The 26,367-nt window shown below is 67.8% G+C and carries 28 protein-coding genes; 11 read left to right on the top strand and 17 right to left on the bottom strand.

All coding sequences use genetic code 11. The features are described 5' to 3' along the window. Nucleotides 1-3 precede the first annotated feature (3 nt). The gene (locus ABNX08_RS02880) at nucleotides 4-1,461 is read right to left on the bottom strand and encodes an MdtA/MuxA family multidrug efflux RND transporter periplasmic adaptor subunit (RefSeq protein ID WP_349605578.1); all 1,458 of its coding nucleotides are present in this window, start codon (nucleotides 1,459-1,461) and stop codon (nucleotides 4-6) included. Nucleotides 1,462-1,800: 339 nt separating this feature from the next. On the opposite strand from ABNX08_RS02880, the gene ABNX08_RS02885 reads away from it, so the two are divergent. Together ABNX08_RS02885 and ABNX08_RS02890 are read left to right on the top strand one after the other, a co-directional pair. After that, nucleotides 1,801-2,544 carry a response regulator gene (locus ABNX08_RS02885; protein WP_022533669.1) on the top strand — a complete coding sequence of 248 codons (744 nt, stop codon included), beginning with the start codon at nucleotides 1,801-1,803 and terminating at the stop codon, nucleotides 2,542-2,544. 52 nt (nucleotides 2,545-2,596) lie between these two features. Further along, on the top strand, nucleotides 2,597-3,868 hold the full coding sequence (locus ABNX08_RS02890) for an ATP-binding protein (protein WP_022533670.1): 1,272 nt from the start codon (nucleotides 2,597-2,599) through the stop codon (nucleotides 3,866-3,868). A 3-nt stretch (nucleotides 3,869-3,871) separates the two neighbouring features. Here the strand turns inward: ABNX08_RS02890 and plsY are convergent, their stop codons facing one another. Beyond that, nucleotides 3,872-4,480, bottom strand: a complete 609-nt coding sequence (gene plsY / locus ABNX08_RS02895; RefSeq protein ID WP_349605580.1) for a glycerol-3-phosphate 1-O-acyltransferase PlsY — start codon at nucleotides 4,478-4,480, stop codon at nucleotides 3,872-3,874. 344 nt (nucleotides 4,481-4,824) lie between these two features. Here plsY and ABNX08_RS02900 point away from each other — a divergent pair, with 344 nt between their 5' ends. From ABNX08_RS02900 to ABNX08_RS02915, 4 genes are read left to right on the top strand one after another with little or no spacing between them, the layout of a single operon-like run. After that, nucleotides 4,825-6,342, top strand: a complete 1,518-nt coding sequence (locus tag ABNX08_RS02900; protein ID WP_349605581.1) for a hypothetical protein — start codon at nucleotides 4,825-4,827, stop codon at nucleotides 6,340-6,342. Between the two features lie 31 nt (nucleotides 6,343-6,373). After that, the gene (locus tag ABNX08_RS02905; RefSeq protein WP_041680944.1) at nucleotides 6,374-7,015 is read left to right on the top strand and encodes an IS607 family transposase; all 642 of its coding nucleotides are present in this window, start codon (nucleotides 6,374-6,376) and stop codon (nucleotides 7,013-7,015) included. Next, complete coding sequence (locus ABNX08_RS02910; protein ID WP_022533674.1) at nucleotides 6,996-8,537, top strand: RNA-guided endonuclease TnpB family protein; 1,542 nt, start codon at nucleotides 6,996-6,998, stop codon at nucleotides 8,535-8,537. Before ABNX08_RS02905 ends, ABNX08_RS02910 begins: the two co-directional genes overlap by 20 nt. A gap of 22 nt (nucleotides 8,538-8,559) precedes the next feature. Next, nucleotides 8,560-8,655: a YadA-like family protein gene (locus ABNX08_RS02915; protein ID WP_367576161.1), complete on the top strand. Its 96-nt coding sequence runs from the start codon at nucleotides 8,560-8,562 to the stop codon at nucleotides 8,653-8,655. Nucleotides 8,656-8,675: 20 nt separating this feature from the next. Here the strand turns inward: ABNX08_RS02915 and ABNX08_RS02920 are convergent, their stop codons facing one another. The 5 genes from ABNX08_RS02920 to ABNX08_RS02940 form a co-directional block, all read right to left on the bottom strand. Then, on the bottom strand, nucleotides 8,676-9,167 hold the full coding sequence (locus ABNX08_RS02920) for an aminoacyl-tRNA deacylase (protein ID WP_349605582.1): 492 nt from the start codon (nucleotides 9,165-9,167) through the stop codon (nucleotides 8,676-8,678). Between the two features lie 14 nt (nucleotides 9,168-9,181). After that, nucleotides 9,182-10,123 carry a site-specific tyrosine recombinase XerD gene (gene xerD, locus ABNX08_RS02925; RefSeq protein WP_022533676.1) on the bottom strand — a complete coding sequence of 314 codons (942 nt, stop codon included), beginning with the start codon at nucleotides 10,121-10,123 and terminating at the stop codon, nucleotides 9,182-9,184. Further along, on the bottom strand, nucleotides 10,120-10,599 hold the full coding sequence (locus ABNX08_RS02930) for a methylated-DNA--[protein]-cysteine S-methyltransferase (protein WP_041680945.1): 480 nt from the start codon (nucleotides 10,597-10,599) through the stop codon (nucleotides 10,120-10,122). The genes xerD and ABNX08_RS02930 overlap by 4 nt, the downstream gene beginning before the upstream one ends. A 106-nt stretch (nucleotides 10,600-10,705) precedes the next feature. Next, nucleotides 10,706-11,674, bottom strand: coding sequence for a tripartite tricarboxylate transporter substrate binding protein BugE (locus ABNX08_RS02935; protein ID WP_349605583.1), 969 nt, complete (start codon nucleotides 11,672-11,674; stop codon nucleotides 10,706-10,708). Nucleotides 11,675-11,812: 138 nt separating this feature from the next. Beyond that, on the bottom strand, nucleotides 11,813-12,403 hold the full coding sequence (locus tag ABNX08_RS02940) for a chalcone isomerase family protein (protein WP_022533679.1): 591 nt from the start codon (nucleotides 12,401-12,403) through the stop codon (nucleotides 11,813-11,815). Nucleotides 12,404-12,701: 298 nt separating this feature from the next. Here ABNX08_RS02940 and ABNX08_RS02945 point away from each other — a divergent pair, with 298 nt between their 5' ends. After that, nucleotides 12,702-13,595, top strand: a complete 894-nt coding sequence (locus ABNX08_RS02945) for an AEC family transporter (protein ID WP_022533680.1) — start codon at nucleotides 12,702-12,704, stop codon at nucleotides 13,593-13,595. On the opposite strand, the gene queG is transcribed toward ABNX08_RS02945, so the two are convergent. Then, on the bottom strand, nucleotides 13,592-14,860 hold the full coding sequence (gene queG / locus ABNX08_RS02950) for a tRNA epoxyqueuosine(34) reductase QueG (RefSeq protein WP_374063644.1): 1,269 nt from the start codon (nucleotides 14,858-14,860) through the stop codon (nucleotides 13,592-13,594). The genes ABNX08_RS02945 and queG overlap by 4 nt on opposite strands. A gap of 16 nt (nucleotides 14,861-14,876) precedes the next feature. Between queG and tsaE the strand changes: the two genes are divergently transcribed. Together tsaE and ABNX08_RS02960 are read left to right on the top strand one after the other, a co-directional pair. Further along, nucleotides 14,877-15,401 (top strand): tRNA (adenosine(37)-N6)-threonylcarbamoyltransferase complex ATPase subunit type 1 TsaE, encoded by a 525-nt coding sequence (tsaE, locus tag ABNX08_RS02955; RefSeq protein ID WP_349605585.1) that lies wholly within the window; start codon nucleotides 14,877-14,879, stop codon nucleotides 15,399-15,401. Beyond that, nucleotides 15,395-16,891 carry an N-acetylmuramoyl-L-alanine amidase gene (locus ABNX08_RS02960; RefSeq protein WP_022533683.1) on the top strand — a complete coding sequence of 499 codons (1,497 nt, stop codon included), beginning with the start codon at nucleotides 15,395-15,397 and terminating at the stop codon, nucleotides 16,889-16,891. Before tsaE ends, ABNX08_RS02960 begins: the two co-directional genes overlap by 7 nt. Before the next feature lie 60 nt (nucleotides 16,892-16,951). Here ABNX08_RS02960 and ABNX08_RS02965 read toward each other — a convergent pair whose 3' ends face one another. Next, nucleotides 16,952-17,977, bottom strand: coding sequence for a bile acid:sodium symporter family protein (locus ABNX08_RS02965; protein WP_349605586.1), 1,026 nt, complete (start codon nucleotides 17,975-17,977; stop codon nucleotides 16,952-16,954). Nucleotides 17,978-18,070: 93 nt separating this feature from the next. On the opposite strand from ABNX08_RS02965, the gene ABNX08_RS02970 reads away from it, so the two are divergent. Continuing rightward, on the top strand, nucleotides 18,071-18,988 hold the full coding sequence (locus ABNX08_RS02970) for a LysR family transcriptional regulator (protein WP_022533685.1): 918 nt from the start codon (nucleotides 18,071-18,073) through the stop codon (nucleotides 18,986-18,988). Nucleotides 18,989-19,004: 16 nt separating this feature from the next. Here the strand turns inward: ABNX08_RS02970 and ABNX08_RS02975 are convergent, their stop codons facing one another. Beyond that, a complete protein-coding gene (locus ABNX08_RS02975) occupies nucleotides 19,005-19,784 on the bottom strand; it encodes a class I SAM-dependent methyltransferase (protein WP_349605588.1) in 780 nt (259 codons plus the stop codon). 152 nt (nucleotides 19,785-19,936) lie between these two features. On the opposite strand from ABNX08_RS02975, the gene ABNX08_RS02980 reads away from it, so the two are divergent. Beyond that, entirely contained in the window at nucleotides 19,937-20,749 is an 813-nt protein-coding gene (locus ABNX08_RS02980; RefSeq protein ID WP_349605590.1) for a helix-turn-helix domain-containing protein, read from the top strand. An 18-nt stretch (nucleotides 20,750-20,767) separates the two neighbouring features. Here ABNX08_RS02980 and ABNX08_RS02985 read toward each other — a convergent pair whose 3' ends face one another. The 7 genes from ABNX08_RS02985 to ABNX08_RS03015 form a co-directional block, all read right to left on the bottom strand. Then, entirely contained in the window at nucleotides 20,768-21,526 is a 759-nt protein-coding gene (locus tag ABNX08_RS02985) for a 3-hydroxyacyl-CoA dehydrogenase (protein ID WP_022533688.1), read from the bottom strand. A gap of 168 nt (nucleotides 21,527-21,694) precedes the next feature. Beyond that, on the bottom strand, nucleotides 21,695-22,360 hold the full coding sequence (adk, locus tag ABNX08_RS02990; RefSeq protein WP_349605591.1) for an adenylate kinase: 666 nt from the start codon (nucleotides 22,358-22,360) through the stop codon (nucleotides 21,695-21,697). A 385-nt stretch (nucleotides 22,361-22,745) separates the two neighbouring features. Next, nucleotides 22,746-23,555 (bottom strand): 3-deoxy-manno-octulosonate cytidylyltransferase, encoded by an 810-nt coding sequence (gene kdsB, locus ABNX08_RS02995; RefSeq protein WP_349605592.1) that lies wholly within the window; start codon nucleotides 23,553-23,555, stop codon nucleotides 22,746-22,748. A gap of 11 nt (nucleotides 23,556-23,566) precedes the next feature. Further along, nucleotides 23,567-23,776, bottom strand: coding sequence for a Trm112 family protein (locus ABNX08_RS03000; RefSeq protein ID WP_022533691.1), 210 nt, complete (start codon nucleotides 23,774-23,776; stop codon nucleotides 23,567-23,569). Then, a complete protein-coding gene (lpxK, locus tag ABNX08_RS03005) occupies nucleotides 23,757-24,860 on the bottom strand; it encodes a tetraacyldisaccharide 4'-kinase (RefSeq protein WP_022533692.1) in 1,104 nt (367 codons plus the stop codon). The genes ABNX08_RS03000 and lpxK overlap by 20 nt, the downstream gene beginning before the upstream one ends. 149 nt (nucleotides 24,861-25,009) lie before the next feature. Next, on the bottom strand, nucleotides 25,010-25,441 hold the full coding sequence (locus ABNX08_RS03010) for a biopolymer transporter ExbD (RefSeq protein ID WP_349605593.1): 432 nt from the start codon (nucleotides 25,439-25,441) through the stop codon (nucleotides 25,010-25,012). Between the two features lie 18 nt (nucleotides 25,442-25,459). Further along, nucleotides 25,460-26,080 carry a MotA/TolQ/ExbB proton channel family protein gene (locus ABNX08_RS03015; protein ID WP_041681241.1) on the bottom strand — a complete coding sequence of 207 codons (621 nt, stop codon included), beginning with the start codon at nucleotides 26,078-26,080 and terminating at the stop codon, nucleotides 25,460-25,462. Nucleotides 26,081-26,367: the final 287 nt, after the last annotated feature.

The raw sequence follows: 26,367 nt of genomic DNA on the forward strand, positions 1-26,367 counted from the left end.
TCCTTACTGCTGCGTGCCGCTGGCGGGCGGGGCGCTGGCGCCGGCCTGGCGGTGGCGGCGGTGTTCCGCCGCCGCGCCCGACGCTGCCGCGCCGCTGGCATCGCCGTGCGCACCGCTGGCGCCGCCAGCGCCGCCACCATCGCGGCGCCGGCCGCGTGCGCGCGGCTGGCTGGCCGGCACCACCGCGGCGGCGCGCGCGGCCGGGTCCACGGCTTCGACCGTCATGCCTTCCTTGAGTCGGTCGGCGCCGTCGATGACCACGCGCTGGCCCGGCTCCAGGCCCTTGAGCACCGCATTGCGGCTGCCATCGCCCGGCCCGAGCGTGATCACCTGCACCTTGACCTTGCCGCTGTCGTCGACCGTGTAGACGAACGTGCCCTGCTGGCCGCGCTGGATCGCCGCCACCGGGATCACGGTGGCGTCCTTGAGCGTATCCACGCGCGTGCGCACGTTGACGAACTGGTTCGGGAACAGCATGCCGTCGGCATTGGGGAAGACCGCCTTGAGCTTGACCGTGCCGGTGGTGGTGTCGATCTGGTTGTCGGTGGTCAGCAGCGTGCCTTCTCCCAGCTGGTTGCGCACCTGGCGGTCCCACGCCTGCACCGGCAGTTCTTCGCCGGCATTGAGCTTCTTCAGTACCGACGGCAGGTTGTCCTCGGGGATGGTGTACATCACGGCGATCGGCTGGATCTGCGTGATCAGCGCGATGCCGTTGGTGTCGCTGGTGTTGACGATATTGCCCGGGTCGACCTGGCGCAGGCCGATGCGGCCCGACACCGGCGCCACGATCTTCGTATAGCCCAGCTGCAGGCGCGCGTTGGCGACATTGCCCTGGTCGGTCTTGACCACGCCCTCGTACTGGCGCACCAGCGCGTCCTGGGTATCGACCTGCTGCTTGGAGATCGAGTCCTGGCCCAGCAGCGTGCGGTAGCGCTGCTGGTCGAGCCTGGCGTTCTGCAGCAGCGCCTGGTCGCGCGCGAGCTGGCCCACGGCCTGGTCCAGTGCCGCCTGGAACGGGCGCGGGTCGATCTCGGCCAGCACGTCGCCGGCCTTGACCATCTGGCCTTCCTTGAACAGCACCTTCAGCAGCGGCCCCGACACCTGCGCGCGCACGGTGACGTTGGACACCGGCGTGACGTTGCCCAGGCCGTTGAGCACCACGTCCATGTCGCGCCTGGCTACCTCGGCCACCACCACCGGCGAGCGCGGCATGCCGGCGCCGCCTGGGCCCCCGCGTGCGCCGGGCCCGCTGGCGCCACCCGGCGCGCCCGCCGTGCCGGCCGGGGCCGGGCTGCGGTGGGCGTACCAGTACCAGGCGCCGCCGGCCAGCAGCAGCACCAGCAGGCCAATATAGAGCCCACGCCGGGCCGGGCGCCGGGGCGGCTTGCCTTCGGGCGGGCGCGAAGACGGAGGAGGCGAAGCGGGGGAGGGAGTAGGTTGGCCTTGTTCGGGGTTGGACATATCCGCAAATCCTGGGAGCGGCGCGCGCGGCGCGCCGGCAGTGTTCGGCTGGCAAGTGGCGATGCAGCAGTATGCCGCAACGCAAACAGCACCGGCCCGGGAGCGCGCCTGGGTGCTGCGCGGGGCCGGCGGCGGGCCGCCAAGTGCCGTGCGGCGCGCATACGCGTGGCGCCGAAGGCAAGTCATGCCGCAAGGATAATGTGCGGGGCCGGGCGCCCGTATTTCCGCGCCTGGCGGTTTTATTACAGCGGATTACCAGCGCCCCGGGTGTAACCTCCGGAAACAAAACCGCCCGGCCAATCCGGCGTGTGCGCCGCCCGGGCTGACTATCATGTGCCTATGCGAACGAACCAGCCTACCCAGATCCTCGTCGTCGACGACGATCCCGAACTCCGCGACCTGCTGCGCGAATACCTGACCCAGCAAGGTTTTGCCGTCTCGGTGATGCATGACGGCGACGGCCTGCAGGCGCGCCTGGAGCGCGAGCGCCCGGCGCTGATCGTGCTGGACCTGATGATGCCCAAGGTCGACGGCCTGACCGCGCTGCGCAACCTGCGCGCCAAGAACGACGATATCCCGGTGATCCTGCTGACCGCGCGCAGCGACGAGATCGACCGCATCGTCGGCCTGGAGATCGGCGCCGATGACTACCTGGGCAAGCCGTTCTCGCCGCGCGAGCTGCTGGCGCGCATCAACGCCGTGCTGCGCCGCAAGCTGGCGCGTCCCGCGGCCGCGCCCGAGGACCGCGAATCGGTCGCCTTCGGCCCCTTCCGCGTCAATTTCCGCCAGCGCACGCTGCAGCGCGCGGGCCAGCCGCTGTCGATCAGCGATACCGAGTTCGCGCTGCTCAAGCTGCTGCTGATGCATCCGCTCGAAGTGCTGTCGCGCGAGCGCATCGTCGAGCTGATGTACGGCAGCGCCAGCGGCATTAGCGACCGCGGCATCGACGTGCAGATCTGGCGCCTGCGCCGGCTGCTCGATGAAGACGCGCAGCGCCCGCGCTATATCCAGACCGTGCGCGGGCGTGGCTACACCTTCGTGCCCGACGAAGCGGAAGAGATGTCCGCGGGGCTCCCCGAATAAAAGCCGCGGCGCCCGCCCCCTGGCGCCGCGTGCCACCAGACCCTGCTACCCGATGAAGTTGCGACGTATCGACACCCTGTTCGGCCGCATTGCCCTGCTGATTGCTGCCGTGCTCGTGATCAGCCATTTCTCCTGGCTCGCCATCCTGCGCATGGACCGCCGCCAGCAGCAGGTCGACTACTCCGTCGAGCAGATGCTGTTCCAGCTCGACAGCATCGAGCGCGCGCTCGATGCGCGCCCGCCGGCGAAGCTGCCCAGCCTGGTGGAGACCGCCAGCACCGCCAGCGCCGAGGAGCTCGCCACTGTGCCCAAGGGCGGGCGCTCGCGCCGGCTGGTCGAGCAGTTCATCTCGCGGCTGCCGCAAGGCACCGAGATCCGCCTCGAGGACGAGACCACGCCGCGCATCTGGATCAAGCTGCCGGACCGCGCCAACTGGATCGCCATGCCGATCCTGTGGGTTCACAACCCGCCGCCGGACAACCGGCTGGTGCCGGGCGTGATGCTGGTGGTGGGCGTGGCAATCGTGTTTGCGGTGCTGATCGCGTGGCAGATCCAGCGGCCGGTGCGCGACATGGCCAATGCGGCCGAGCTACTGTCGCGCCAGCACGCGGTGCCGCCCTTGCGCGAGCGTGGACCGCACGAGCTGCGCCAGCTGATCGAGCGCTTCAACCGCATGGTGGCCGACCTGGCGCGCATCGACCAGGAGCGCAACACCATGCTGGCCGGCATCGCGCATGATTTGAAGACGCCGCTGGCGCGGCTGCGGCTGCGCGCGGAGATGCTGGCCGATCCCAAGGCTGCGGCAGGGGTCACGCGCGACGTTGAGTCCATGTCGGCGATCGTCGAGCAGTTCCTGAGCTTTGCGCAGACCAGCGAATCGACCGCGCGGCCGGTGCCGGTGGACAAGCGTGTCAACGAGCTGGCCGCGTCGCTGGCGGAGCAGGAGCGGCAGGTGGTCCTGTCATTGGGCGCGGGCGAAGGCTTCCGCATGATCGCCACGCAGCTCGACCGCATCGTCGGCAACCTGGTCGACAACGCCTATGCGTATGGCAAGCCGCCGGTGTGTATTGCCACTACGCGCACGCCCGAGGGCTACCTGCTGGTGGTGGAGGACCATGGGGCAGGCATCCCGGACGAGGACAAGGAGCGCGTTACGTTGCCCTTCGTGCGGCTGGACCCGGCACGCGGGGGGAACGCGCATTCCGGGTTGGGCCTGGCGATCGTGGACCGGCTCGTGCGGCAGGCAGGGGGGAAGCTGAACCTGGTGAATGCCGACGGTGGCGGGTTCCGGGTGGAGATGCTGTTCGGGGGAGCCGAAGCGTAAGGCTCAGACCTTCTTCTTCTCACCGATCCGGCTTTCCTTCCCAGCCAGCAGCTTGGCGATATTCTGCCGATGCCGCGCGATCAGTAGCACGCTGATCAGGGAGATCGCCCCGGCCATGATGTCGACGCCGTTCATCAGCACATGGAAGAACGGCGCGAAGATCGCCGCCACCAGTGCCGCCAGCGACGAATAGCGGAAGAAGAACGCAATGATCAGCCACGTGGCCAGCGTGCCCAGGCCCAGGATCGGGTTGATCGCCAGCAGGATGCCGGCCGCGGTGGCCACGCCCTTGCCGCCGGCAAAGCGGTGGTACACCGGGAACAGGTGACCCAGGAATACCGCCAGCGCCACCATGGCCAGGCCGGTCTCGTTCAGGCCGTAGGCAGGGCCGAAGCGCGCCGCCAGCCACACTGCCAGCCATCCCTTCAGTGCATCCCCGATCAGCGTGAAAATCGCGGCCTTCTTGTTGCCGGTGCGCAGCACATTGGTGGCGCCGGGATTGCCTGAGCCGTACGAGTGCGGGTCGGGCAGGCCCATCAGCTTGCTGACAACGACAGCGAAGGAAATGGATCCGATCAGGTAGGCGGCGAGGGCGAAAAGCAGGTTGGCCATGTGTAGTGGGGTGTTTTCGGGCTGGCGCGATTGTAGCGCGGCGGCGGGGTCGCTATGTCCGTGTCTTCCCGGATTTGCATCGAGGGACCCTTCGAATGTCTGGCGGCAGCGCCGTACCCCGCTGGATGTCCTGTACTCCGGAGTGGTGTGGCGTTCACTCGCGCGGTGGCTTGCGAGATATCGCTGACAAACGTCAAACATTCAAACCATAGCATCTGATATTTCCGCATCCCGGCTATTGGCGGCCGTTTCATCATGTGCGCCGCTGTATGGCCCGTGTGCCCTGTGCGAAGTCTCGCATCGGTGCCGGTTCCTTTTCCTGATTGTTCCCAGAAATCCCCAGCATGAATCACGCCTTACGCCGGCTTGCCAGTCGGTCCCCGGCATGTCGCGCCCTGGCCGCGCGGCCCATTCCGCTACTGTCCATCAATGCCCGGTTCGGCCGGCGCACGCTGGCCCTGTCTGCCGCCACCACCTTGCTCGCCTCCGGCTACGCAGTGGCCGGCGCCGTGGATGGCGGCACCGTCAGCGGCAACAACACCAATATCGCCATCGGCACCGGCGCGAGTTCGACCAACGCCACCAGCGAGCCGAGCATCGCCATCGGCGTAGACAGCAGGTCTACCGATGAGGCCACCGTAGCCATCGGCTACGACGCCTGGGCGATCGGCCAGCGCGGCCTCGCCCTGGGCGGCAACACCACGGCAGCCATGGATGCCGTAGCCATCGGCAGCGGTGCGCAGGCCAACTACAACAATTCGCTGATCATCGGTTCGAACACCTATGACACCAATTCCTGGGCCACGGCTTTCGGTAGCGGTTCGCGCGCGGGCCAGTTCGGGCTGGCGCTTGGCATCGAGGCGGATGCGACGGCCACGCATAGCATCGCTATCGGCCGGCAGACCGTCGCGGCGGAAGAAGCGGTCTCCCTTGGCAACCAGTCGGGGGCGACGGCGAAGGATGCGGTGGCGGTCGGCTTCAGCGCAAGGGCCGACGCTGTCAACAGCGTGGCGCTGGGCGCGTATTCCGTGGCCACGCCGATGACCAATGCCACGGCGTTCAACCCCAACCCCGGCTTTGCGCTCGCCGGCCTGGTGCCGGTGGGCCAGGTGTCGGTCGGCGCGCCCGGCGCGGAACGCCGGCTGACCAATGTCGCGGCAGGCGCCGCGCTCACCGATGCGGTCAATGTGAGCCAGCTGCAGTCGGCGTTGAGCACAATCACCCCGGTCGCCGATATCTATGCACAGTTCAACAGCCAGATCAGCGCGCTGGAACAGCAGATCACCAACGTAAGCACCGCCCAGGGCGTCGATGCCCTGTATTTCCGTGCGGATGGCAGCCAGACCAGCGCCGATGCGGCCCACGCCGCGCCGGGCACGCACGGCGTGGCGGCAGGCGCGAATGCGGTGGCCGCTGCAGACCGCAGCGTCGCCGTCGGCAACGGTGCCAGCGCCAACGCCGCGGGCGCGGTCGCGCTGGGCGCGGGCGCTTCCGCCACGGCCGCTGGCAGCGTGGCGCTGGGGGCCGACTCTGTCGCCACCCGCGAGAACACCGTATCGGTGGGCGCGGCCGGCAACGAACGCCAGATCACCAACGTGGCAGCCGGCACGGCGCCGACGGATGCGGTCAATGTGTCGCAGCTGCAGTCGGCGCAGGCCGATACGATCAACGCGGCCAACACCTATGCCGACCGCCAGGTCGCCGATGTGCGCCGCGACAGCTACGCCGGCATCGCGTCGGCCATGGCGATGGCCAGCCTGCCGCAGGCGGTGCTGCCGGGCCGGGGCATGCTCGCCATGGCGGGCAGTACCTATGGCGGACAGTCCGCGATGGCGTTGGGGCAAGTGAGCAGCCCCTTGTAAACTGCTTATAGGTGTGCAATTATTATCACTCATGAGCATACTTGCTAAAGTTACGATGAAGGAGGCGTGCGCGATGCTGGGCATCCACCCTGGCACGCTTCGCCGATGGGAGTCCGACGGGAAGATCTCCGCCGATCGGACTCCGGGTGGTCATCGTCGCTATAATTTGACCGCTCTAATGGAGTTGGCCGGCAAGAAGGTCGAGGAAGCAGAGCGCGGGCGTACTACGCTCGCCTATGCGCGCGTTTCCAGCCACGACCAGAAGGCCGATCTGGAGCGTCAGTGCCAGGTGCTGGAGTCGTTCTGCGCTGCGAAGGGATGGCCCTTCGAACTCATCCGGGATCTCGGCTCCGGCATGAACTATGAGAAGAAGGGCCTCAAGCAACTGCTCAAACGTATCTGCGCCGGAGGCGTTGATCGGCTTGTCATCACACACAAGGACCGGCTCTTGCGATTTGGTGCAGAGCTCGTTTTTGCTCTGTGCGAGCAATTCGGAACGGAAGTCGTCATCATCAATGCCAAAGGCGATTCGACGTATGAGGAGGATCTTGCCTGCGACGTGCTTGAGATCATTACCGTCTTTTCGGCGCGCCTCTATGGCAGCCGTTCCCACAAGAATCGTCACGCCATGAAAGCCCTGAAAGAGGCTGCAGATGCCATTCAAGAGGGCTGATCCCACCACTATCCAGTTCGCGAGGAAGGTCCGTCTGGTGGTGGACGCTGATGCTGCGGGCAAGCTCGACGGGCAATCCAAAATCTGCAACTGGCTATGGAATCGACTCAAGGACGAAGTCGAGACGCGCATGGCGGAGTTGTCCATCGTCGGCGGCTATGGCTATCTTGATGAGGCGCGAACCAAGAAGCTCCTGTCGGAGGTCTATTCCGAGATCGGGCTTCGCAACCTCGTGCCGCCGCTCAAGGAGCGTCATCCGTTCTTGCGCTGTGTGTTTTCTTCACCGCTGAAGAATGTCGCGCTGCGCATGGCCAAGGCCATTGCCTCGCATCGAAAGTCGAAGAATGGACAGCGCTGCGGCCCAGACGTGGGCTGGGTCAAGTACAAGGCATGGGCCAAGCACTGGATGAGCCTGGAATACGACGAGCCAGGCAAAGGCTGGAATGTTTCCCAGTTCGGTTGGCTCAACCTATCGTTCGGCGCGAACGCGCAAGGACAGCGGCTGTCGCTGCGCCTGAAGATGGAGAAGACACCCAAGGAGATCGCGAGCGCTCGCACTTGCCGGATCGTCCGCGAGGGCCGCGACCGCTATTTCGCTGTGTTCACGCTCAAGGGGCAGAAGAAGGCCAGGCAACGCGGCACGCGCGTGGTCTACATCGATCCGAACCTGAAGAACTTTGGCTACGCTCTGGATACTGAGGGGCGCGCCTTCGAATTGTCCAATCTTGAGAAGTTGAAGGAGTCGGAGCGCATTCTCGATCGGCTAACGAGTCTGCGTGACCGGTGCATAGCAAAGTCGCTGTGGGTAGATACCGTCCACGGCGATGGCACGGTGTCGACGCATTGGCGTCCCAGTCGCCGCTGGAAGCGTTTGGACGACGCTGTGGAGCGAATGCAAACCAAAGTGCGAGAACAGAAAAAGCACTTCATGTATTCGCTGGCGAACCAGCTCTGCAGGCACTACGACGTGATTGGGATCGGCAACTACGTGCCGGAGAACACCAACCACGGCAAGGGCCGCAAATACAACCGTGCGGTAAGAAACAGAACGATGCACGGTGCATTCAAGGACATTCTCTCGTGGGTCGCGACGCGCTCCAGAAAGCATGCGCTGGTGCTGGATGAAACCGGCACCACGCGAACGTGCCATGCGTGTGGTCACGTTGTCGAGGGCGGGATAGCGCCCGCAATTCGGGAGTGGGATTGCCCGGGCTGCGGCACCTGCCACCTGCGCGACGAGAATGCCTGTCAAAACGGTCTGCGGCGGCTGCTGACGCAAGTCGGCGACGCTGTGGACTGCTCCCATCTGCCCTGCTCGGGCCCCGTTCAGATTATCGGGCGGTGTGATTGGCGATTCCATCCGCAAGGATGGACGGGAGTCCCGAGAGGGGGCGCCAATGTGAATTCAATGCGCCTGCCGGAGTACCGGCAGCGAATGCGCGCGTTACCGCGCGCTCGGGTTGGTGACCGCGCGTCCAAATCTGCAAAGACGTCGCCATCAGCGATGCGTAGGCTTGCTTAGATTTGGAAGAGCGGCTTCGCGCATGTCAGACAGCGGTAACTGGGTCTACAAGGCCAACGCCACCGCGGCTACGCACGGCAGGTATGGCGTCGGGGTCGGGGCCGGCTTTCACTGGTAGCGCGCCGGCCGGGCGGCAGCTCAGTCAGGCAGCGCGCATTGCACGGGTTTGGCATCGACCAGCCCCGGCAGCAGCTTTGGGTCCAGGCTGACCAGGTAGCCGCGCCGGCCGCCGTTGATGTAGATGCGTTCCAGCTCCAGCACGGTCGCTTCCACATACACCGGCATGCGCTTGCGCGTGCCGAACGGCGAGGTGCCGCCCACCATGTAGCCGCTGTGGCGCTGCGCCACCTCGGGTTTGCACGGCTGCACGCTCTTGCAGCCGATCTGGCGCGCCAGGTTCTTGGTCGAGACCGAGCAGTCGCCGTGCATCAGCACCACCAGCGGCTGCGCGCGCTCGTCTTCCATCACCAGCGTCTTGATGACATCGTGCTCGGGTACGCCGAGCTGGCGGGCCGATTCGCCGGTGCCGCCATGCTCGACGTATTCATAGGGATGCTCGCCGAAGGCCACGCCGTGCTTGCGCAGGGATTGCGTGGCCGGGGTTTCGGAGACGTGCTTGTTTTTGCTCATGTCCTGGATGCCGCTCAGCCGCGCGGGTGGTGCTGCTGGTGCAGCTCGCGCAGGCGTTCGCGCGCGACGTGCGTGTAGATCTGGGTGGTGGAGATGTCGGCGTGGCCCAGCAGCAGCTGCACCACGCGCAGGTCGGCGCCGTGGTTGAGCAGGTGCGTGGCAAAGGCGTGCCGCAGCGTATGCGGCGACAGTGGCGCATGCACCCCGGCATCGCGCGCATGGCGCTTGATCAGGTGCCAGAACGCCTGCCGCGTCATGCCTTCGCCGCGTTGCGTGACGAAGAGGGCGTCGCAGGCGCGCCCGGCGAGCAGCGCGGGGCGCGCGCTCGCCAGGTAGCGGCGCAGCCAGTCGCCGGCCTGCTGGCCGAACGGCACCAGCCGCTCCTTGTCGCCCTTGCCGCCGACCACACGGGCCACGCCTTCGTTCAGGCCGATCTCGATGGTCTTCATCTGCGTCAGCTCCGACACGCGCAGGCCGCTGGCGTACATCAATTCGAGCATGGTGCGGTCGCGCAGGCCCAGCGGCGTGCCGGTGTCGGGCGCTTCGAGCAGCGCGTCGACCTGGGCCTCGGTCAGCGTCTTGGGGTAGCGCGGCGGCTGCTTGGCCGGGCGCAACAGCAGGCAGGGATCGGCCTCGATCATGTGCTCGCGCAGTGCCCACTGGTAGAAGCGGCGGAACACCGCCAGGCGCCGGTTGGCCGATGACGCGCGCGTCTGTGTGTGGCGCGCGTTGAAGTAGGCCGACAGCACGCTGTCGTCCACGCCCAGCAGCTCGCCACGGCCTTCATGCTGCAGCCAGCGCGCCAGCAGCGTCAGGTCGCGCCGGTAGGCGTCGATGGTGTTGCGCGACAGGCCGTCTTCCAGCCACAGCGCGTCGCAGAAGCGGCCGACCAGCGCCACGTCGGCGTCGCTGGGGGCGGCGGTACTGTCTGGCTGTATCGCGTGGGCGCCGCTCATATCAGCATGGCGCCCTCATGGCGCAGCAGCCAGCGTTTGACGTCGAGGTAGAAGCCGTCTTCGGCATGATGGGAGAAACCGCCGATGCCGCGCGCGGATACCACGCGATGACAGGGGATCACGATCGGGAAAGGGTTCTGCCCGCAGGCCTGGCCCACCGCGCGCGGCATCGCGCCGATGGCGTCGGCGATGGTGCCGTAGGTGGTCACCGCGCCGCGCGGCACCGCGGCAATGGCTTGCCAGACGCGCTGCTGGAAGTCACTGCCGGCCGGGGCCAGCGGCAGGTCGAAGCGGGCGTCGGGATCGGCGTAGTAGGCCTCGAGCTGCACCGCCAGCCGTTGTGTCAGTGCGTCGGCGGGCGCGCGGGCCTCGACGTGCTCCGGCAGGTACACGATCGCACGGATGCGTTCGCCGTCCGTGCGCACGCCGATCTTGCCGAACGGGGCAGGGAGGATGGCGTCGTAGGTGGCGGGCATGGTGGTCGGGCTGGGGCGAATGCTGGATTTTAGTGCTTTTTGGCCGGACAAGAAAAAAGGGCCGCCTTGCGGCGGGCCCTTCTGCGGTGAGATCACACCAGCCTGATCATTGCTCCAGCTTGATGTTCTGTACCTTCACAAGATTCTTCATCTTGTCGAATTCCTTCTTGATCTCCGCCGCGTGCTGCGCCGGCGTATTGCCCGACGGCTCGGCGCCGGCGGTGCGCAGGCGCTGCTGGAAGTCCTTGTCCTGCAGCGCCTTGACGGCGGCGTCGTTGAGCTTCTTGATGACGTCGTCAGGCGTGCCGGCAGGCGCCACCAGGCCGTACCAGGCCGGGTCGTTCGGCTCCTTCAGGCCCATTTCGCCGAAGGTCGGCACGTTCGGCAGCGACTCCAGGCGCTTGTTCCATGCCACCACGATCGGGCGCAGCTTGCCGGCCTTGATGTAAGGCATCGATGACGGCAGGTTGTCCACCATGATCGGCACCTGGCCGGCGAGCACGTCGTTCAGCGCCGGGCCCGCGCCACGGTAGGGGATATGGACCATGAAGGTCTTGGTCGAGACCTTGAACTGCTCGCCCAGCATATGGCCGAAGCCGCAGGTGCCCGACGAGGCGAACGAGTACTTGCCCGGGTTGGCCTTCAGCACGGCCAGGAACTCTTTGTAGTCCTTGGCCGGGAAGTTCGGGTTCACCGCGATCACGTTGGCCACGTTGGCCAGGTTGGTGATGGGCTTGAAGTCCTTGATCGGGTCGTACGACAGCTTGGGGTTGCAGGCCGGGTTCACGGCCATGGTCGACACCGTCGAGATGCCGATGGTGTAGCCGTCCGGCGCCGCCTTGGCAATCGCGTCGGCACCGATCGAACCGCCCCCGCCGGCGCGGTTTTCCACCACCACCGGCTGGCCCAGGATGCGGCTCATCTGGTCCGCCGCGCCGCGGCCGACGATGTCGGTGGTGCCGCCGGGTGCGAACGGAATGATCAGGCGGATGGGCTTGGTGGGGTAGCTCTGCGCGTGCGCCGCGCCAGCGGCGGCCGCCAGGGCCAGGGTCAGTGCGAGTTTGCCAGCTTGCATGAGATCATGTCTCCCGTCAGGAAATCCGGGCAGGGTGCCGCCCGGAAGCAAAAAAACCGTCGCAGTGCCACAGGTGGGGCAGTGCGTCGGCAGCGTAATCGAAAGGGGGGCGCCGCGCCCGGGTCAGCCGCCCGCTTATCAGCCGCCCAGCAGCCCGCGCTTGACGTCCGGATCGACCGGCCGCTCGCCCAGGAACACCCGCAGCACGGCCTGGTAGAAGTCTTCGCCCGGGATCGGACGGCCGCGCGGCGTGCCGTTGATGGCGATCACGGTACCCGTCTGCGGTGAAAAATCGAGGTTGATCACGTCGCCCTTGTGCGCGGTGCCGAGCTCTACCAGCGTGCGCTCGAACTGTGCCAGCCGCGCGGCGAGCCCCTGTACCTGCGTTTCGCTGTGGTTGTCGCTGATGCCCTGGCGCAGCGAACGCACGATCGCCGGCGGCTCGGTCTCGCGCAGCATGCGCAACTGTAGCCGCTTGGCCCCGGAGGTGCCCAATACCACGGTCGCGTTGCGGGCCTTTTCCTGCAGGTACAACGCGGCCACGTAGCCTTTGGCGAGGAAGCCGGCGCGCAGCGCGGTGCCGTTGAGCAGTAGTTCCTTGCCGCCCACTCGCGCGGCATCGTCAAAGCGCATGCCCTCGACCTCCACCGCGCGCGCCGGCGACGGCACGGCGCCCGCCGCGGTGGTGGCGCACAGTGCGACCAGCAGGGCAGCCAGGTGCAGGCGCATACCGTGCGGCAAGCCAGGGCGGGAACGGGAGCGGAGGTGGGTGTCCGGGCGCGGCGGCGCGGAACGGGTGCGGGACAACATGGCGGCGGACGTACAACTAGGCATGCCATGCTGGCGCAAATCTGGAAAAATACCTATCCGTATCTGCCCTAGTCCGCACATTACGGTTTTTTCGCCTTTATCTTCCCCAGCCTCGCTCTCGCTACAGGATGGCGGCGGCCGGATGGCACCATAGGGCACCTCAGGGCGGCGTGGGCGGATGCCGCGCCATGCTGCCATCCTCACTACAACAACGACAATGTCTCCTGCCCTGCTGCTGGTGCCGGATTTCAGCCTGATTCTGATCGGCTGGCTGCTGGTGCGCTATTCCCCTTTCGATCGCGCCTTCTGGTCCGGCGTGGAACGGCTGGTGTACTTCGTGCTGTTCCCGGCGCTGCTGCTGCAGTCGACCAACAGCGCGGTGTTCGATTTCTCGTCGACCTCGGCCATGCTCGGGCTGGCGCTGCTGGTGCTGGCCTGCGGCATGGCCGGCGGCTACGCCGTCAAATGGGTGTTGCGGCCCGACGCGATAAGCTTTGCCTCCGGCGTGCAGACTGCGTTCCGCTTCAACTCCTATATCGGGCTGGCGCTGGCCTCGCGCCTGGGCGGCACCGAGGGGCTGGCCATGATGGCGGTGATCGTCGGCTGTACCGTGCCGCTGTGTAACGTCGCGGCGGTGTGGGCGCTGGCGCGCCACGGCGAGACCGCGCTGTGGAAGGAGCTGGCGCGCAACCCGCTGATCCTGGCCACCGCGGGTGGCCTGCTGACCAACCTGATGGGGCTGCACGCGCCCGAGGTCTTGGCGATGACGCTGAACCGGCTGGGCTCGGCCTCCACCGCGCTGGGGCTGATGACGGTGGGCGCGGGCCTGCAGATGAGCGGCGCCACGGGCACGGTCGGGCCGGTGGCCTGGTGGACCGGCGTCAAGCTGCTGGCGATGCCGTGTGTGGCGTGGCTGGTGGGGCGCCACCTGCCGCTGACCACCCTGCAGTACCAGATCGTGGTGCTGTACGCTTCGCTGCCAACGGCGTCGAGCGCCTATATCCTGGCGGTGCGCATGGGCGGCAACGGGCCGATGGTGGCGGCGACGATCTCGGTGATGACGGTGGCGGCGATCGTGACCACGCCGCTGTGGCTGGCGCTGGTCAGCTAGCCACCATTGTTTGCCGCTGCCGGCGGCGGCTGGCCCTGCGCCAGCGCCCAGTCAATATGCTCGCGCACCAGCGGCGTAGCGGTTTCGCGCTGCGCCAGCAGCGCCGTGCGGATGCGCGCGGCCAATGCGGCATCCTCCGGGCGCGTGCCGGAAACCGCCGCGCGCAGGCTGTTGCCCAGCCCGACCGCCAGGTTGCGCAGCCAGCGCTCATGGCCGATGCGCCGGATCGGGCTGCCTTCCAGCCGCTGGTTGAATGCTTCCTCGGTCCATTCGAACAGGCCGACCATATCGGGCGCATCCAGCCCGTTGCGCACGTCGAAGTCCGGCACCGTGGCCACGTGCGCGAACTTGTTCCAGGGGCAGGCGAGCTGGCAGTCGTCGCAGCCGTAGACGCGGTTGCCCATCGGCGCACGGAACTCGACCGGGATTGGCCCCTTGTGCTCGATGGTCAGGTAGGAAATGCAGCGGCGCGCATCCAGCCGATAGGGCGCCACGATGGCGCGCGTGGGGCAGATATCGAGACAGCGGTGGCAGTTGCCGCAGTGGTTGGATTCGGGCGGATCGGCGGGCAGCGGGATGTCGACCAGGATCTCGCCGAGGAAGAACATCGAGCCGCCGTCGCGGTCCAGCAGCAGCGTATGCTTGCCGCGCCAGCCGAGTCCGCCCTGGCTGGCCAGCGCCACTTCCATCACCGGCGCGGAATCGGTAAAGACGCGGTAGCCGAACTTTCCGATTTCGGCCTCGATCCGGCTGGCCAGTTGCTGGAGACGGCTGCGCAGCACCTTGTGATAATCGCGGCCGCGCGCGTACAGCGACACCACCGCGGTGGCCGGATCGTCCAGCCGGGCCAGTTCATGGCGGCGCCAGTCGCCGGCATCCGCCGCCGCCCCGGCGGCGGGAACGTACGGCATGCGCGCCACGATGGCGCGCACCGTCCCGGGCACCAGTTCGGCCGGACGGGCGCGCCGCAGGCCGTGGTTCGCCATATAATCCATGTCGCCGTGGTAACCCTGCTCGAGCCAAGCCATCAGCCCCGGCTCGGCATGGCTCAGATCGACATCGGCAATGCGCACCGACGCAAAACCCAGCGCAGCGCCCCATGCGCGGATCGATGCCGCGAGCGCCGCCAGCTCCCCCGGGCCCGCGGCCGGCTGGCCGGCGTGGCTGGAGGTGGGGGCGCTTGTGGGCACGCCTGGGGGCACGTCCGTGGGCACACTGGGCGCGCCTGGCGCGCTGGCCGGCGGCTTGACTGCTGGGTCGATCATCCCTGAATTGTACGCAATGCCCTTGCTCCAAGAACGCACCCTGACGTTGCCCGACGAAGCCGCCACCGCGCGCCTGGGCGCCGCGCTGGCCTCCGCCGTGCAGGCCATGCCGCCACGCACGGTACATGTGCAGCTGTCCGGCGACCTGGGCGCCGGCAAGACCACGCTGTCGCGCGCCATCCTGCGCGCGCTGGGCCATGCGGGCAAGGTCCGCAGCCCCACCTATACGCTGTGCGAGCCCTATGAGGTCGCCCGCGCCGACGGCTCGCCGCTGACCGTCTACCACTTCGACCTGTACCGCTTTGCCGACCCGGAGGAGTGGATCGACGCGGGGTTTCGCGACTGCTTTGCCGAACCGGCCTTCAACCTGGTCGAATGGCCCGAGAAGGCCGGCAGGCTGCTCGGGGAACCGGACCTGCATGTGTTGCTCCAATCGGACATGGCCGGGCCGGATGACATGGAAAGCGATACCGGCGAGCGCCGTATCGCCGCCATGCGCGCCTATACTCACACTGGACTTACCCTGCTGAACGCATGCTGATCAAGCGACTTGCCACCGACCGCCCTGATGGACCCGACGGACTGCTGCAGGCGCGCCGCAAATGGATGGCGCAAGCACTGAAGCTGGGCGCCGGCACGGCGGTACTGACCCTCGCCGGCCCACAGATCGTGTTCGGCGCGGGCATTGTCGCGGTGCGCGTCTGGCCCGCCGAGGAATACACGCGCGTCACCATCGAGTCCGATGCGCCGCTGGCCGCGGTCCACCAGATCATCCGCGACCCCGACCGGCTGGTGGTGGACATTGACGGCCTGGACCTGTCGCCCACGCTGCGCGAGCTGGTCGCCAAGATCACCCCCAATGACCCCTATATCCAGACCGTGCGCGTTGGCCAGAACCGCCCACGCGTGGTCCGCATGGTGTTCGACCTGAAGGAAAACGTGGCGCCGCAGGTGTTCACGCTGTTGCCGATCGGCAGCTACCGCAACCGGCTGGTGTTCGACCTGTATCCGGTCAACCCGCCCGACCCGCTGTGGAAGCTGGTGCGCGAGACCGAGGAAAAGCAGCGCCGCTTCGCCACCACCGATCCCGAGCCGGGCGCCGAAGGCGTGGCCGGCGCGCCGGCCGGTGCCGAGGAAGACGCGATCGGCGCCCTGGTGCGCAGGTTCGACGAGAAGGGCGAGGTGCCCCCGACCACCGCGCCACCGCCGGTGGTCGCGGCCCGGCCCAAGCCGTCCGCACCCGTGGTGCCCACGCCCAGCGCCCCCGTGGTGCCCCCTGTGGCGCGCGACAATCCTACCGCCGAGCGCCCGTTCAAGATGCGCCGGCTGCTGACCGTGGCGATCGATCCCGGCCACGGCGGCGAAGACCCGGGCGCGATCGGCGCGGCGGGCTCGCGCGAGAAGGACGTGGTGCTGCAGATCGCGCACCGGCTGCGCGCCAAGATCGATGCCCAGCCCAATATGCGCGCGATGATGACGCGCGACGCCGACTTCTTCGTGCCGCTGAACGTGCGCGTGCAGAAGGCGCGGCGGGTGCAGGCCGACCTGTTCGTGTCGATCCACGCCGATGCCTTCCTGTCGCCGGAGGCGAAGGGCGCGTCGGTGTTCGCGCTGTCCGAGCGCGGCGCGTCGAGTACCGCGGCGCGCTGGCTGGCCAACAAGGAAAACGCCTCCGACCTGATCGGCGGCGCCAATATGGGCAACAAGGATGCGCAGGTCGCGCGCGTGCTGCTGGACCTGTCCACGACCGCGCAGATCAATGACAGCCTGCAGGTCGGCAAGGCTGTGCTGGGCGAGATCGGCGGCATCAACAAGCTGCACAAGGGCAGCGTCGAGCAGGCGGGGTTTGCCGTGCTGAAGGCGCCGGACATCCCGTCGATCCTGATCGAGACCGCCTTCATCAGCAACCCGGAAGAGGAGCGCAAGCTCAACGACAACGCGCACCAGGAGCAGCTGGCCAACGCGATCCTGAAGGGAATCCGGGCGTATTTTGCGCGCAACCCGCCGCTGTCGAAGAATCCGTCGGTCTGAGCGCCGGCAACGCATGAAAAAAACCCGGGGCACGCCCCGGGTTTTTTATCGCCGCGCGGTTCAGGCCCGCGCCGCGGCGCGATCCTCCAGCAACGCATCGCGGTTGGCATAGCGCGACGCCATCACCGAACACACGATCAGCTGCAACTGGTGGTAGACCATCAGCGGCAGCACCAGCAGCCCCAGCGCGGGATGCCCGGCGAACAGGATCTTGGCCATCGGGATGCCGTTGGCCAGGCTCTTCTTGGAGCCGCAGAACACCGCGGTGATCTCGTCCTCGACCGAGAACCCGAGCCGGCGCGCGGTGAGGGTGGTGATGCCCAGCACCACGAACAGCAGGATCGCGGCGATCAGCATCACCGCGCCGATGGTCTGCCACTGGTACTGGTGCCACAGGCCTTCCGCGGTGGCGTCGCAGAACGAGGAATAGACGATCAGCACGATCACGCCGCGGTCGATCTTGGTGGTGATGTGCTTCTTCTTCGCCAGCCAGTTGCCGATCAGCGGACGCAGCAGCTGGCCCAGCGCGAACGGCAGCAGCAGCTGCAGCGCCACGCCGGTAAGCGCCTTGCCCAGCGGCATCGACGCGCCGCTGGCGCTGATCACCAGGCCCATCAGCAGCGGCGTGACCAGCATGCCGATCAGGCCCGAGATGGTGGCGTTGAAGATCGCGCCCGACACATTGCCGCGCGCCATCGAGGTCATCGCCACCGACGACGACACCGTCGACGGCAGCGCGCACAGGAAGAACACGCCCAGCAGCAGGTCGGCCGGCAGCTGGTTGCGCAGCGACAGCATCAGCAGCACGCCGACGATCGGGAAGACCACGTAGGTGAAGGCCTGCACGAACACATGCAGGCGCCAGTGCTTGGCGCCCGCCACCAGCTTGTCGCGCGACAGCGCCGCGCCGTGCAGGAAGAAGACCAGCGCCACGCCCACGCTGGTGACCACGCCCAGGTGCAGCGGCCCGTCGCCGGCGCCGAGTTCAGGGGCCGCCAGCGCGATGGCGATGGCGGTCAGCATGATGAGGACGAAGCCGTCGATCAGGTCAAAGAGTTTCTTGAGATTGCGGACAATGCGAGACATGACTGCTGGTGGGTTAGGGTTTTGCCTAGTATTGGACGCCAGCCGGGTCTAGAATGCAAATTCATTTATAGAATCTATTTATCCGGCCGTTGCATGAATTACACACTGCGCCAGTTGCGCGTCTTCCTGGCAGTGGCGAATACCGGCGGGTTCAGCCGGGCCGCCGACACAGTCGGCCTGACCCAGCCTGCGGTGAGTCGGGGCGTCGCAGAGCTTGAGGAATCACTTGGCGTACGCCTGCTGGACCGGACCACGCGCGAAGTGGTGCTGACCGAAGCCGGCCACGCGCTGGCGCCCGCGCTGGAGCGGCTGCTGGGGCAGCTGGACGACACGCTCGAAGAAACGCGGCAGCTGGGAGAACGCTATAGCGGCCGCGTGGTGATCGCCGGCGCGCCGACCATCTCCGCCCGGCTGATGCCGATGTACGTCGCCGCCTGTGCCGCCCAATACCCGGAAATCCGCCTGACCGTGCGCGACAACGTGCAGGCCGACGGCCTGGAACAGGTGCGCGCGGGTGCGGTGGACTTCGGCGTGGTGATCGATCCGCTGGTGCGCGACGGGCTGGTGGTCGAACCGGTGGCGACCGACCCGTTCTGCTTTGTCTGCCGGCGCGACCATCCGCTGGCGCAGTCGGCCTCGGTGCCCTGGTCGGCCCTGGACGGCATGCGACTGGTGCTGCTGGACTTTGCGTCCGGCAGCCGGCCGCTGATCGACCGCGTGTTCGGACGGCACGGCGTGGTGCCGCAGGTGGTGCAGGAGTTGGGCCACTCGGCCAGCGTGTTCGGCATGGTCGAGGCCGGCATCGGCGCCTCGGTGCTGCCGTCGTTCGCGCTGCCGCTGCCGGCGGCGTCGCCGCTGGTGTGGCGCCCGCTGGTGCCGCGCGAGGAGCGCAGCATCGTCATGGTCCGGCGCGAGGATCGTTCGCTGTCGCCCGCCGCGGCGGCGGTGTGGGAGCTGGTGCGGCGCCTGACCGTGCGCGCCGAGGCGCCCGCGATGGGCGCCGCGGCCTGACCTGGCCCCATCAACCTCAGCGCGCGGTGACCATCACCGCTTCCAGTTCGAAGCTGCCGTCTGCCTGTACGCGATAGTGCTCGCGCACTTCGGCGGGCGCGACCTGCCACAGGTGGCGGATCGCCTCGATCGCCACCGGCGGGGTGCGCATGCGCTTGACCCAGCTGTCGAACTCGATGCCGATGCGCCAGATATCGGACACGTTGATGCCCTCGGCAGCAAAGCCCGCCGCCTCGAACATCGCGTGCCAGCCAGCCGGCGTGTAGTCGCGCACGTGCGAGGGATCGCGCAGCAACTCGACCGACTGCAGCCAGGTATCGCGCAACGGGTCTGGCGCACCGGCGATATCGATCAGTATCACCTTGCCGCCCGGCCGCAGCACGCGGCGGATCTCGGCCAGCGCCGCCGGCACGTCGCGCCAGTGGTGCGCGCTCATGCGCGAAACCACCGCGCAGAAGCTGGCATCCTCGAACGGCAACTGCTCCGCCGCGCCCTGGCGCGTGCGCACATTGGCCAGCCCGCGCGCTTGCGCCGCGGCGTCGACCACGGCCAGCATCTCGGCCGACAGATCGTAAGCCGTCACTTCGCCCACGACCGCTGCCGCGGCAAAGCTGGCGTGGCCGGCGCCACAGCCCAGGTCCAGCACCCGGCTGCGTGGGCGTTTGGCCTCGGGGATCAGTGCCGCCAGTTCATCCTTCAGCTGCTGCAGGTCCGCGCCCTGGGCATGGACGGCGCTGGTGAGGTAGGCGCTGGCGGTGGCGCCGAACTGGGCGGCAACGAGTTGCTGTTGTTGCATGGTGCTGGCTCCTTGGGCCGGAAGTCAGGCCTTCTTGTCGGGAGGTTGAAGGGTGGGGACTTGCCCGCGAGGCGGGTTCGGCCTACTGTAGGCGGGCTGTTTTCCCGGTACAAGTCAGCGATTTATCCTGGTATAACCGCCACCAGCCTGCCATGCCTCTGTCTGCCGATCTCTCCGATTCCTTGCCCGCATCGCCATCTTCGCGCGAAGCCGTGCTCGGCGCCTTCCTGCGCGCGCACCGCGAACGGCTGGTGCCGGCCGACGTCGGCCTCGCACCCGGACGCCGCCGCCGCACGCCAGGGCTGCGCCGCGAGGAGGTGGCGCAGCTGGCGGGCTTGAGCACGACCTGGGTGACCTGGCTGGAGCAGGGCCGGCCGGTCTCGCTGTCGGCCCGCGCGCTGGCCAGCCTGGCCGCGGCGCTGCGCCTGTCGCGGGCCGAGCGCGCCTACCTGTTCGAACTGGCCGGCAGGCGCGATCCACAGCAGGCCGCCGACGAGACCGTGCCGCCCACGGTCCTGGCCAGCGTGCACGCGGTGGCGGGGCCATCCTACCTGCTCGACCGCCAATGGACCGCGCTGGCCTGGAACGACGCCGCCGCGCGCCTGTTCACCGGCTGGCTCGACGCCGCCGGCAACGAGCGCAACCTGCTGCGCGCCATGTTCCTGTCGCCGGCGCTGCAGGTGCTGGTGGAAGACTGGCCCCACCGCGCCGCGCGCCTGGTGGCCGAATTCCGCGCGCACAGCATCCGTCACGCCGACGAGGCGCCGACGCGCGCATTGATCGATGGACTGATGGAAGAGAGCGCGGCCTTCCGCGATGCCTGGCTGTCGCAGGACGTGGAAGACCGCGAGGGCGGCCGTCGCGGCTTTCGCCATCCGGTGCTGGGCGCGCTGCAGTTCGAGCAGTTGACGCTGGTGCCGGCGGCGGCGCCGGGCCTGATGCTGGTGATGCTGCTGCCCGGCTGAGCGGGCAGCGCCTGGCAATTACTTGGGCTGCATCCGGATCGCGCCGTCCAGGCGAATCACTTCGCCGTTGAGCATGGTGTTCTCGATGATCGAGCGGGCCAGCTTGGCATACTCCGCCGGGCGGCCAAGGCGCGGCGGGAACGGCACCATATTGCCGAGCGCGTCCTGCACCTCCTGCGGCATGCCCAGCAGCATCGGCGTCTCGAAGATGCCCGGTGCAATCGTCATGCAGCGCACGCCGTCGCGCGACAGGTCGCGCGCGATCGCCAGCGTCATCGCCACCACGCCGCCCTTGGACGCGGCATAGGCCGCCTGCCCGATCTGGCCGTCGAAGGCCGCCACCGACGCGGTATTGATGATCACGCCGCGCTCGCCCTCGCCGTCGGGCGTGTTCTGCACCATCGCCGCGGCCGCCAGCCGGATCATGTTGAAGGTGCCGATCAGGTTGATGCGGATGGTCTTGTCGAAGGCATCGAGCGGATGCGGGCCGTTCTTGCCGACGGTCTTGTTGGCCGTGGCGATGCCGGCGCAGTTGACGATGCCCGACAGCCGGCCCAGCGCCTGGGCAGCCGCAACCACGGCCTGGCCATCGGCCTCCGAGGTGACATCGCAGCGCATGAACTGTCCGCCCAGTTCGGCGGCCAGCGCCTGGCCGACCGACTCGTTCAGGTCGGCGATCACGACCTTGCCGCCGGCTTCGGCCAGCATGCGCGCGGTGCCCGCGCCGAGCCCGGAGGCGCCGCCGGTGACGATGAATACGTTGCCCTGGATCTGCATTGCTTGTCTCCTCGGTGTCAGGTGGTTTTTGTTGCCGTTTACGTAAACGTCAATTCGATCGACCGTATTTTACGGAGTGACAGCGGATGTGCAAGGGGAACGGGTAAGGGGATCAAAAACAAAAAGCGGCCCGAAGGCCGCTTTCCACGTCGCGAGAAGGCGAGATGATTACTTCAACGCCTCAAATACCCGCGCGGTAATCTCATCCACATTGCCCAGCCCGGCGATCTTCCGATACTTCGGCGGCGAAACCTTTGCCGACGGGTCACCCTTGGCCGCCCAGTCCGAGTAGTAATCGACCAGCGGCCGGGTTTGTTGCGAGTACACGTCCAGGCGCTTCTTGACGGTCTCTTCCTTGTCGTCGTCGCGCTGGATCAGCGGCTCGCCGGTCTCGTCGTCCACGCCTTCCGCCTTGGGCGGGTTGTACTTGACGTGGTAGGTACGGCCCGACGCCACGTGCACGCGACGACCGCTCATGCGCTCGATGATGGCGTCGAACGGCACATCGATCTCCAGCACGTAATCGATCGCCACGCCCGCTTCCTTCATCGCCTCGGCTTGGGGAATCGTGCGCGGGAAGCCGTCGAACAGGTAGCCGTTCTTGCAGTCGTCTTCCTTAAGCCGGTCTTTCACCAGGCCGATAATGATGTCATCCGACACCAGTCCGCCCGCGTCCATGACCTTCTTGGCCTCCACGCCCAGGGGCGTGCCGGCCTTCACCGCGGCGCGCAGCATGTCGCCGGTGGAGATTTGCGGAATGCCGAACTTCTCGCAGATGAACTTGGCTTGCGTGCCTTTGCCGGCGCCAGGCGCGCCCAACAGGATCAAACGCATTTACGGGTCCTCAGAGTTTTGAATCTGGTGTGGCGGGAGATCTAGAAGGAGGGTAACGCCGTAACTTGACGCAAGACTTACTGCTGTCCTGATGCGTTCTGACTGCGTTCAACGCGGGCATTGCTCACGCATGCCTCACGCATACGGCCGGCGGCGGCTGCCAGGGGGATGGCGGCGCGGCGCACCGGACGGGCTCTATCTTTATCTCCCCACCGAGCCTTGGCCAGGCGGCGCGTTGCTTCGCGCCTGCCGGGCGGCTCTGTATCGGCAAGCATTATGCCATGAGGCGGCGCGAAATCGGCCCGAAATCCGCCCCCCTGTTCAGGTTGCAGCAGTATGAACCTGAGCGGGCAGGCGTCTTTCGGGTGTCGCATGGGCCTGGCCGTCAGGGCCCTTCCTGCGCCATCGACTGTGCCCACAACACGCGCACGCGCTCCAGGTCGGCCTGGGTGTCGACACCCGGCGCGGGCGCCGCATTGGTTTCGAGCACGGCAATGCGCTCGCCATGCCACATGGCGCGCAGCTGCTCCAGCGCCTCGACCTGCTCCAGCGGCGCCGCCGCCAGCGTCGGGAAGCGGCGCAGGAAGCCCGCGCGGTAGGCGTACAGCCCGATATGGCGCAGCACCGGCATGGCCGGCAGCGGCACCTGTGCCATCGAGGCGGGCACGGCCGGCACGCCCGACCAGGCATCGCGCGCCCACGGGATCGGCGCGCGCGAGAAATACAGCGCGCGGCCGGCGGCGTCGCACACCACCTTGACCACGTTGGGATTGAAGACCTCGGCGATCTCGTGCAGCGGGTGCGCAGCGGTGGCGATGGCGCAGTCGGCGTGGTGCGCCAGGTGCAGCGCCACCTCGTCGATCAGCGCCGGCTCGATCAGGGGCTCGTCGCCCTGCACGTTGACGACGATGACGTCGTCTGCCAGGCCCAGCTGCGCGGCCACTTCGGCCAGGCGGTCGGTGCCGGAAGGGTGGTCGGCGCGCGTCAGCACGGCTTCGACGCCGTGCGCGGCACAGGCCTGCGCGACCGCCGGCGCGTCGGTCGCGACCACGGTGCGCTGCGCCGACGACGCATGCGCGCGCTCGGCCACGCGCACGATCATCGGACGCCCGCCGATATCGGCCAGCGGCTTGTCAGGCAGCCTGGTCGAAGCCAGCCGCGCGGGAATGACGACGGTAAACGCCGGGACAGTCATGGCGCCCCCGCTCAGTTGCCGGCAGGGGCGTCGGGCTCGGGATTGACCACGCGGCCGGGGACTGACTGGCGTGCCTCGTCGGCCAGCATCACGGGGATGCCGTCGCGGATCGGGTATGCCAGCTTGTCGGCGTGGCAGATCAGTTCCTGCGCGGCGCGGTCGTATTCCAGCTTGCCCTTGCACAGCGGGCAGACCAGGATTTCAAGCAGCCGGTTGTCCATCTCGGTGTTCCTCGTTGCGTCCGGCGGCGCCGGGCGTGGCGGCCGCAGCGGCCGGCGCGGGTTTGACTTGCGCCAGCACGGCGCTGCGGATTTTGTCGATCAGGCCCGCGTCGATCACGGGCCTGGTGGGCACGACCCAGATGCGCGGGTCGTCGAAGCGCTCGCATTTTACGGCATCCTTCTCGGTGATCAGGATCACGTCGGCATCGAGCGCGTCGGGGTGGTCGGCGAACGGGTCGACGACAAAGTCATAGTGGTCGGGCAGCGGCAGCGTCTTCGGCGACAGCCCCGCGGCGCGCAGGCTGGCGAAGAAGCGTTCGGGATTGCCGATACCTGCCGCGGCCAGCACGCGGCGGCCGGCAAAGGCGCTGACCGGGCGCGCCATGGTCGGGTCGTTCAGCTGCCAGGCGTCGTCCAGTTCCAGCCGCATGCCATAGACACCGGGGCGGTCCGGCGTGGCGCGGAAGTTGGGGTCGTTGATCAGCGTGGCGTCGCGCGGGCGCGTCAGCGGTTCGCGCAGCGGGCCCGCTGGCAGCATCAGGCCATTGCCGCCCATGCGCGAGTCGAACATCACGATTTCAAAGTCGCGCTGCAGCTTGTAGTGCTGCAGCCCGTCGTCGAGCAGCAGCACGTTGACGCCGGGGTGTGAGACCAGCATGGTCTGCGCGCACAGCGCGCGGTCGGGGAAGACCCACACCGGCACGTCGGCGGCGCGCGCGATCAGCAGCGGCTCGTCGCCCACGTCGCTGGCCTGCGAGGTCGGCTTGACGCGGCGCGGGTGCCTGAGCTCGACGCCGTAGCCGCGCGATACCACGCCCGGCCGCAGCCCGGCTTCGGTCAGCGCCTGCGCCAGCGCGATCACCGCCGGCGTCTTGCCGGTGCCACCCACGGTCACGTTGCCGACCACCACCACCGGCATCGGCATCCGCGTCGACTTGAACCAGCCGCGCTGGTAGCCATGGCGGCGCACACGCGCCACCAGCCCGAACAACAGCGAAAACGGCAGCATCACCCACGCGAACCAGCCGCGGCGCTGCCACTGGGCGGTGACGAAGTCGGCAAGGGCGTGGCGGGGAACGGGCATGGATGCGGCGGGCGGTGAGTCGTGGTTGGGATGGGATTGTAGTGCGCTGGGGATCTCGCCCCCGGGCTCGCGGAGGCTCAACCATTATGGGCACTGCGCAGCGCATGCGGCAAGCCAGCCTGCCGCGTGCGCTCCAACGCGGACGCCGCTCAGCGCGGCTGGGCGCTCTGCGTGGCGAAGGTCAGGCGCGACAGCCCGGCCAGCCGCGCGGCCTCCATCACGTTGACCACGGCCTGGTGCGAGGCCTGCGCATCGGCGTTGACGATCACCACCGGCGGCTGGCCGCTGCCGGCGTCGCCGGAGGCCGCACGCAGCTGGTCCGCCAGGCTGGTGACGTCCTTCTGCTCCAGCACGTGCTTGTTGACCGAGTACACGCCGCGCGCCGACACCGACACCACGATCTCCCGCGGCCGCTGCTGGGCGCGCTCGGCGTCGGCGGTGGGCAGCTGGATCTGCAGCTCGGTATAGCGCGAGTACGTGGTCGTGATCATCAGGAAGATCAGGATCACGAGCAGCACGTCGATCAGCGGGATCAGGTTGATCTCAGGCTCTTCGCGCCGCTGGCGGGAACGGAAATGCATGGCGATGGCGTTCCGGGATCAGGCGCGCCGCTGCGGCAGGATCGCGTCCAGGAACGCGGTGGCGCGGAATTCCAGCTCGGCCACGTAGTCGTCCACGCGGCGGCGGAAGTAGCGCCAGAAGATCAGCGCCGGGATCGCCACGATCAGGCCGAAGGCGGTGTTGTACAGCGCCACCGAGATGCCGTGCGCCAGCTGTTCCGGGCTGGCGCCGGTGCCGCCCTGGCTGCCGAAGATCTCGATCATGCCAATCACCGTGCCCAGCAGCCCCATCAGCGGCGCCACCGAGGCAATCGTGCCGAGCGCGTTCAGGTAGCGCTCCAGTTCATGCGCGACCGCGCGGCCGGCTTCCTCGACCACGTCCTTGGCGGCATCGCGCGAGGTATGCGGCTGCAGCACCACGTGGCGCAGGCCGGCGGCCAGCACGCGGCCCAGCGGCGAGTTCTGCTCCAGCGTATTGACCACTTCCGGCGTGGCGCGGCGTTGCTGCGCGGCGGCCAGGGCCTCTTCATAGAGGCGGGCGGGCAGCACCTTGCTGCGCTTGAGGGTAAGGAAACGTTCGACGATCAGCGCCAGCGCGATGACCGAGGCGAGCAACAGCGGCCAGATCGGCCAGCCAGCCGCTTGAATGATGGAAAACAATTGGACCCCCGGGATCGACAAGCAATAACAAAACCCCAACCACCTGGTCGGCATGCCTTGATGCGCAGCTGGCACGCTAGCGCGGCGCGCGCTCCGGCATTGCTCTGAAAAATCAGGCGCCACTCTAACCTGCGCCCTGTCGCGCGGCAAGCGACGGCGTGCGCCGGTGTCTCGGGCGCGCATCGCCGCGCGGGGTTGCGGCGCCGTCTTTCCACAGCGCGGCGGGACAGTGTTGTGGATCGATTGTGGACAGCTGCCTGACAAGCGTGCTAACCCCTTGATCCGAA

Origin of the sequence: Cupriavidus sp. DF5525 (assembly GCF_040149425.2) — a bacterium.
GTDB classification, from domain to species: Bacteria; Pseudomonadota; Gammaproteobacteria; order Burkholderiales; family Burkholderiaceae; genus Cupriavidus; species Cupriavidus pickettii_A.

Coding starts and splice junctions, on each gene's coding strand:
- ABNX08_RS02880 (WP_349605578.1), bottom strand. CDS start 1,461: ATGTCCAACCCCGAACAAGGCCAACCTACTCCCTCCCCCGCTTCGCCT.
- ABNX08_RS02885 (WP_022533669.1), top strand. CDS start 1,801: ATGCGAACGAACCAGCCTACCCAGATCCTCGTCGTCGACGACGATCCC.
- ABNX08_RS02890 (WP_022533670.1), top strand. CDS start 2,597: ATGAAGTTGCGACGTATCGACACCCTGTTCGGCCGCATTGCCCTGCTG.
- plsY (WP_349605580.1), bottom strand. CDS start 4,480: ATGGCCAACCTGCTTTTCGCCCTCGCCGCCTACCTGATCGGATCCATT.
- ABNX08_RS02900 (WP_349605581.1), top strand. CDS start 4,825: ATGAATCACGCCTTACGCCGGCTTGCCAGTCGGTCCCCGGCATGTCGC.
- ABNX08_RS02905 (WP_041680944.1), top strand. CDS start 6,374: ATGAGCATACTTGCTAAAGTTACGATGAAGGAGGCGTGCGCGATGCTG.
- ABNX08_RS02910 (WP_022533674.1), top strand. CDS start 6,996: ATGCCATTCAAGAGGGCTGATCCCACCACTATCCAGTTCGCGAGGAAG.
- ABNX08_RS02915 (WP_367576161.1), top strand. CDS start 8,560: ATGTCAGACAGCGGTAACTGGGTCTACAAGGCCAACGCCACCGCGGCT.
- ABNX08_RS02920 (WP_349605582.1), bottom strand. CDS start 9,167: ATGAGCAAAAACAAGCACGTCTCCGAAACCCCGGCCACGCAATCCCTG.
- xerD (WP_022533676.1), bottom strand. CDS start 10,123: ATGAGCGGCGCCCACGCGATACAGCCAGACAGTACCGCCGCCCCCAGC.
- ABNX08_RS02930 (WP_041680945.1), bottom strand. CDS start 10,599: ATGCCCGCCACCTACGACGCCATCCTCCCTGCCCCGTTCGGCAAGATC.
- ABNX08_RS02935 (WP_349605583.1), bottom strand. CDS start 11,674: ATGCAAGCTGGCAAACTCGCACTGACCCTGGCCCTGGCGGCCGCCGCT.
- ABNX08_RS02940 (WP_022533679.1), bottom strand. CDS start 12,403: ATGCGCCTGCACCTGGCTGCCCTGCTGGTCGCACTGTGCGCCACCACC.
- ABNX08_RS02945 (WP_022533680.1), top strand. CDS start 12,702: ATGTCTCCTGCCCTGCTGCTGGTGCCGGATTTCAGCCTGATTCTGATC.
- queG (WP_374063644.1), bottom strand. CDS start 14,860: ATGATCGACCCAGCAGTCAAGCCGCCGGCCAGCGCGCCAGGCGCGCCC.
- tsaE (WP_349605585.1), top strand. CDS start 14,877: ATGCCCTTGCTCCAAGAACGCACCCTGACGTTGCCCGACGAAGCCGCC.
- ABNX08_RS02960 (WP_022533683.1), top strand. CDS start 15,395: ATGCTGATCAAGCGACTTGCCACCGACCGCCCTGATGGACCCGACGGA.
- ABNX08_RS02965 (WP_349605586.1), bottom strand. CDS start 17,977: ATGTCTCGCATTGTCCGCAATCTCAAGAAACTCTTTGACCTGATCGAC.
- ABNX08_RS02970 (WP_022533685.1), top strand. CDS start 18,071: ATGAATTACACACTGCGCCAGTTGCGCGTCTTCCTGGCAGTGGCGAAT.
- ABNX08_RS02975 (WP_349605588.1), bottom strand. CDS start 19,784: ATGCAACAACAGCAACTCGTTGCCGCCCAGTTCGGCGCCACCGCCAGC.
- ABNX08_RS02980 (WP_349605590.1), top strand. CDS start 19,937: ATGCCTCTGTCTGCCGATCTCTCCGATTCCTTGCCCGCATCGCCATCT.
- ABNX08_RS02985 (WP_022533688.1), bottom strand. CDS start 21,526: ATGCAGATCCAGGGCAACGTATTCATCGTCACCGGCGGCGCCTCCGGG.
- adk (WP_349605591.1), bottom strand. CDS start 22,360: ATGCGTTTGATCCTGTTGGGCGCGCCTGGCGCCGGCAAAGGCACGCAA.
- kdsB (WP_349605592.1), bottom strand. CDS start 23,555: ATGACTGTCCCGGCGTTTACCGTCGTCATTCCCGCGCGGCTGGCTTCG.
- ABNX08_RS03000 (WP_022533691.1), bottom strand. CDS start 23,776: ATGGACAACCGGCTGCTTGAAATCCTGGTCTGCCCGCTGTGCAAGGGC.
- lpxK (WP_022533692.1), bottom strand. CDS start 24,860: ATGCCCGTTCCCCGCCACGCCCTTGCCGACTTCGTCACCGCCCAGTGG.
- ABNX08_RS03010 (WP_349605593.1), bottom strand. CDS start 25,441: ATGCATTTCCGTTCCCGCCAGCGGCGCGAAGAGCCTGAGATCAACCTG.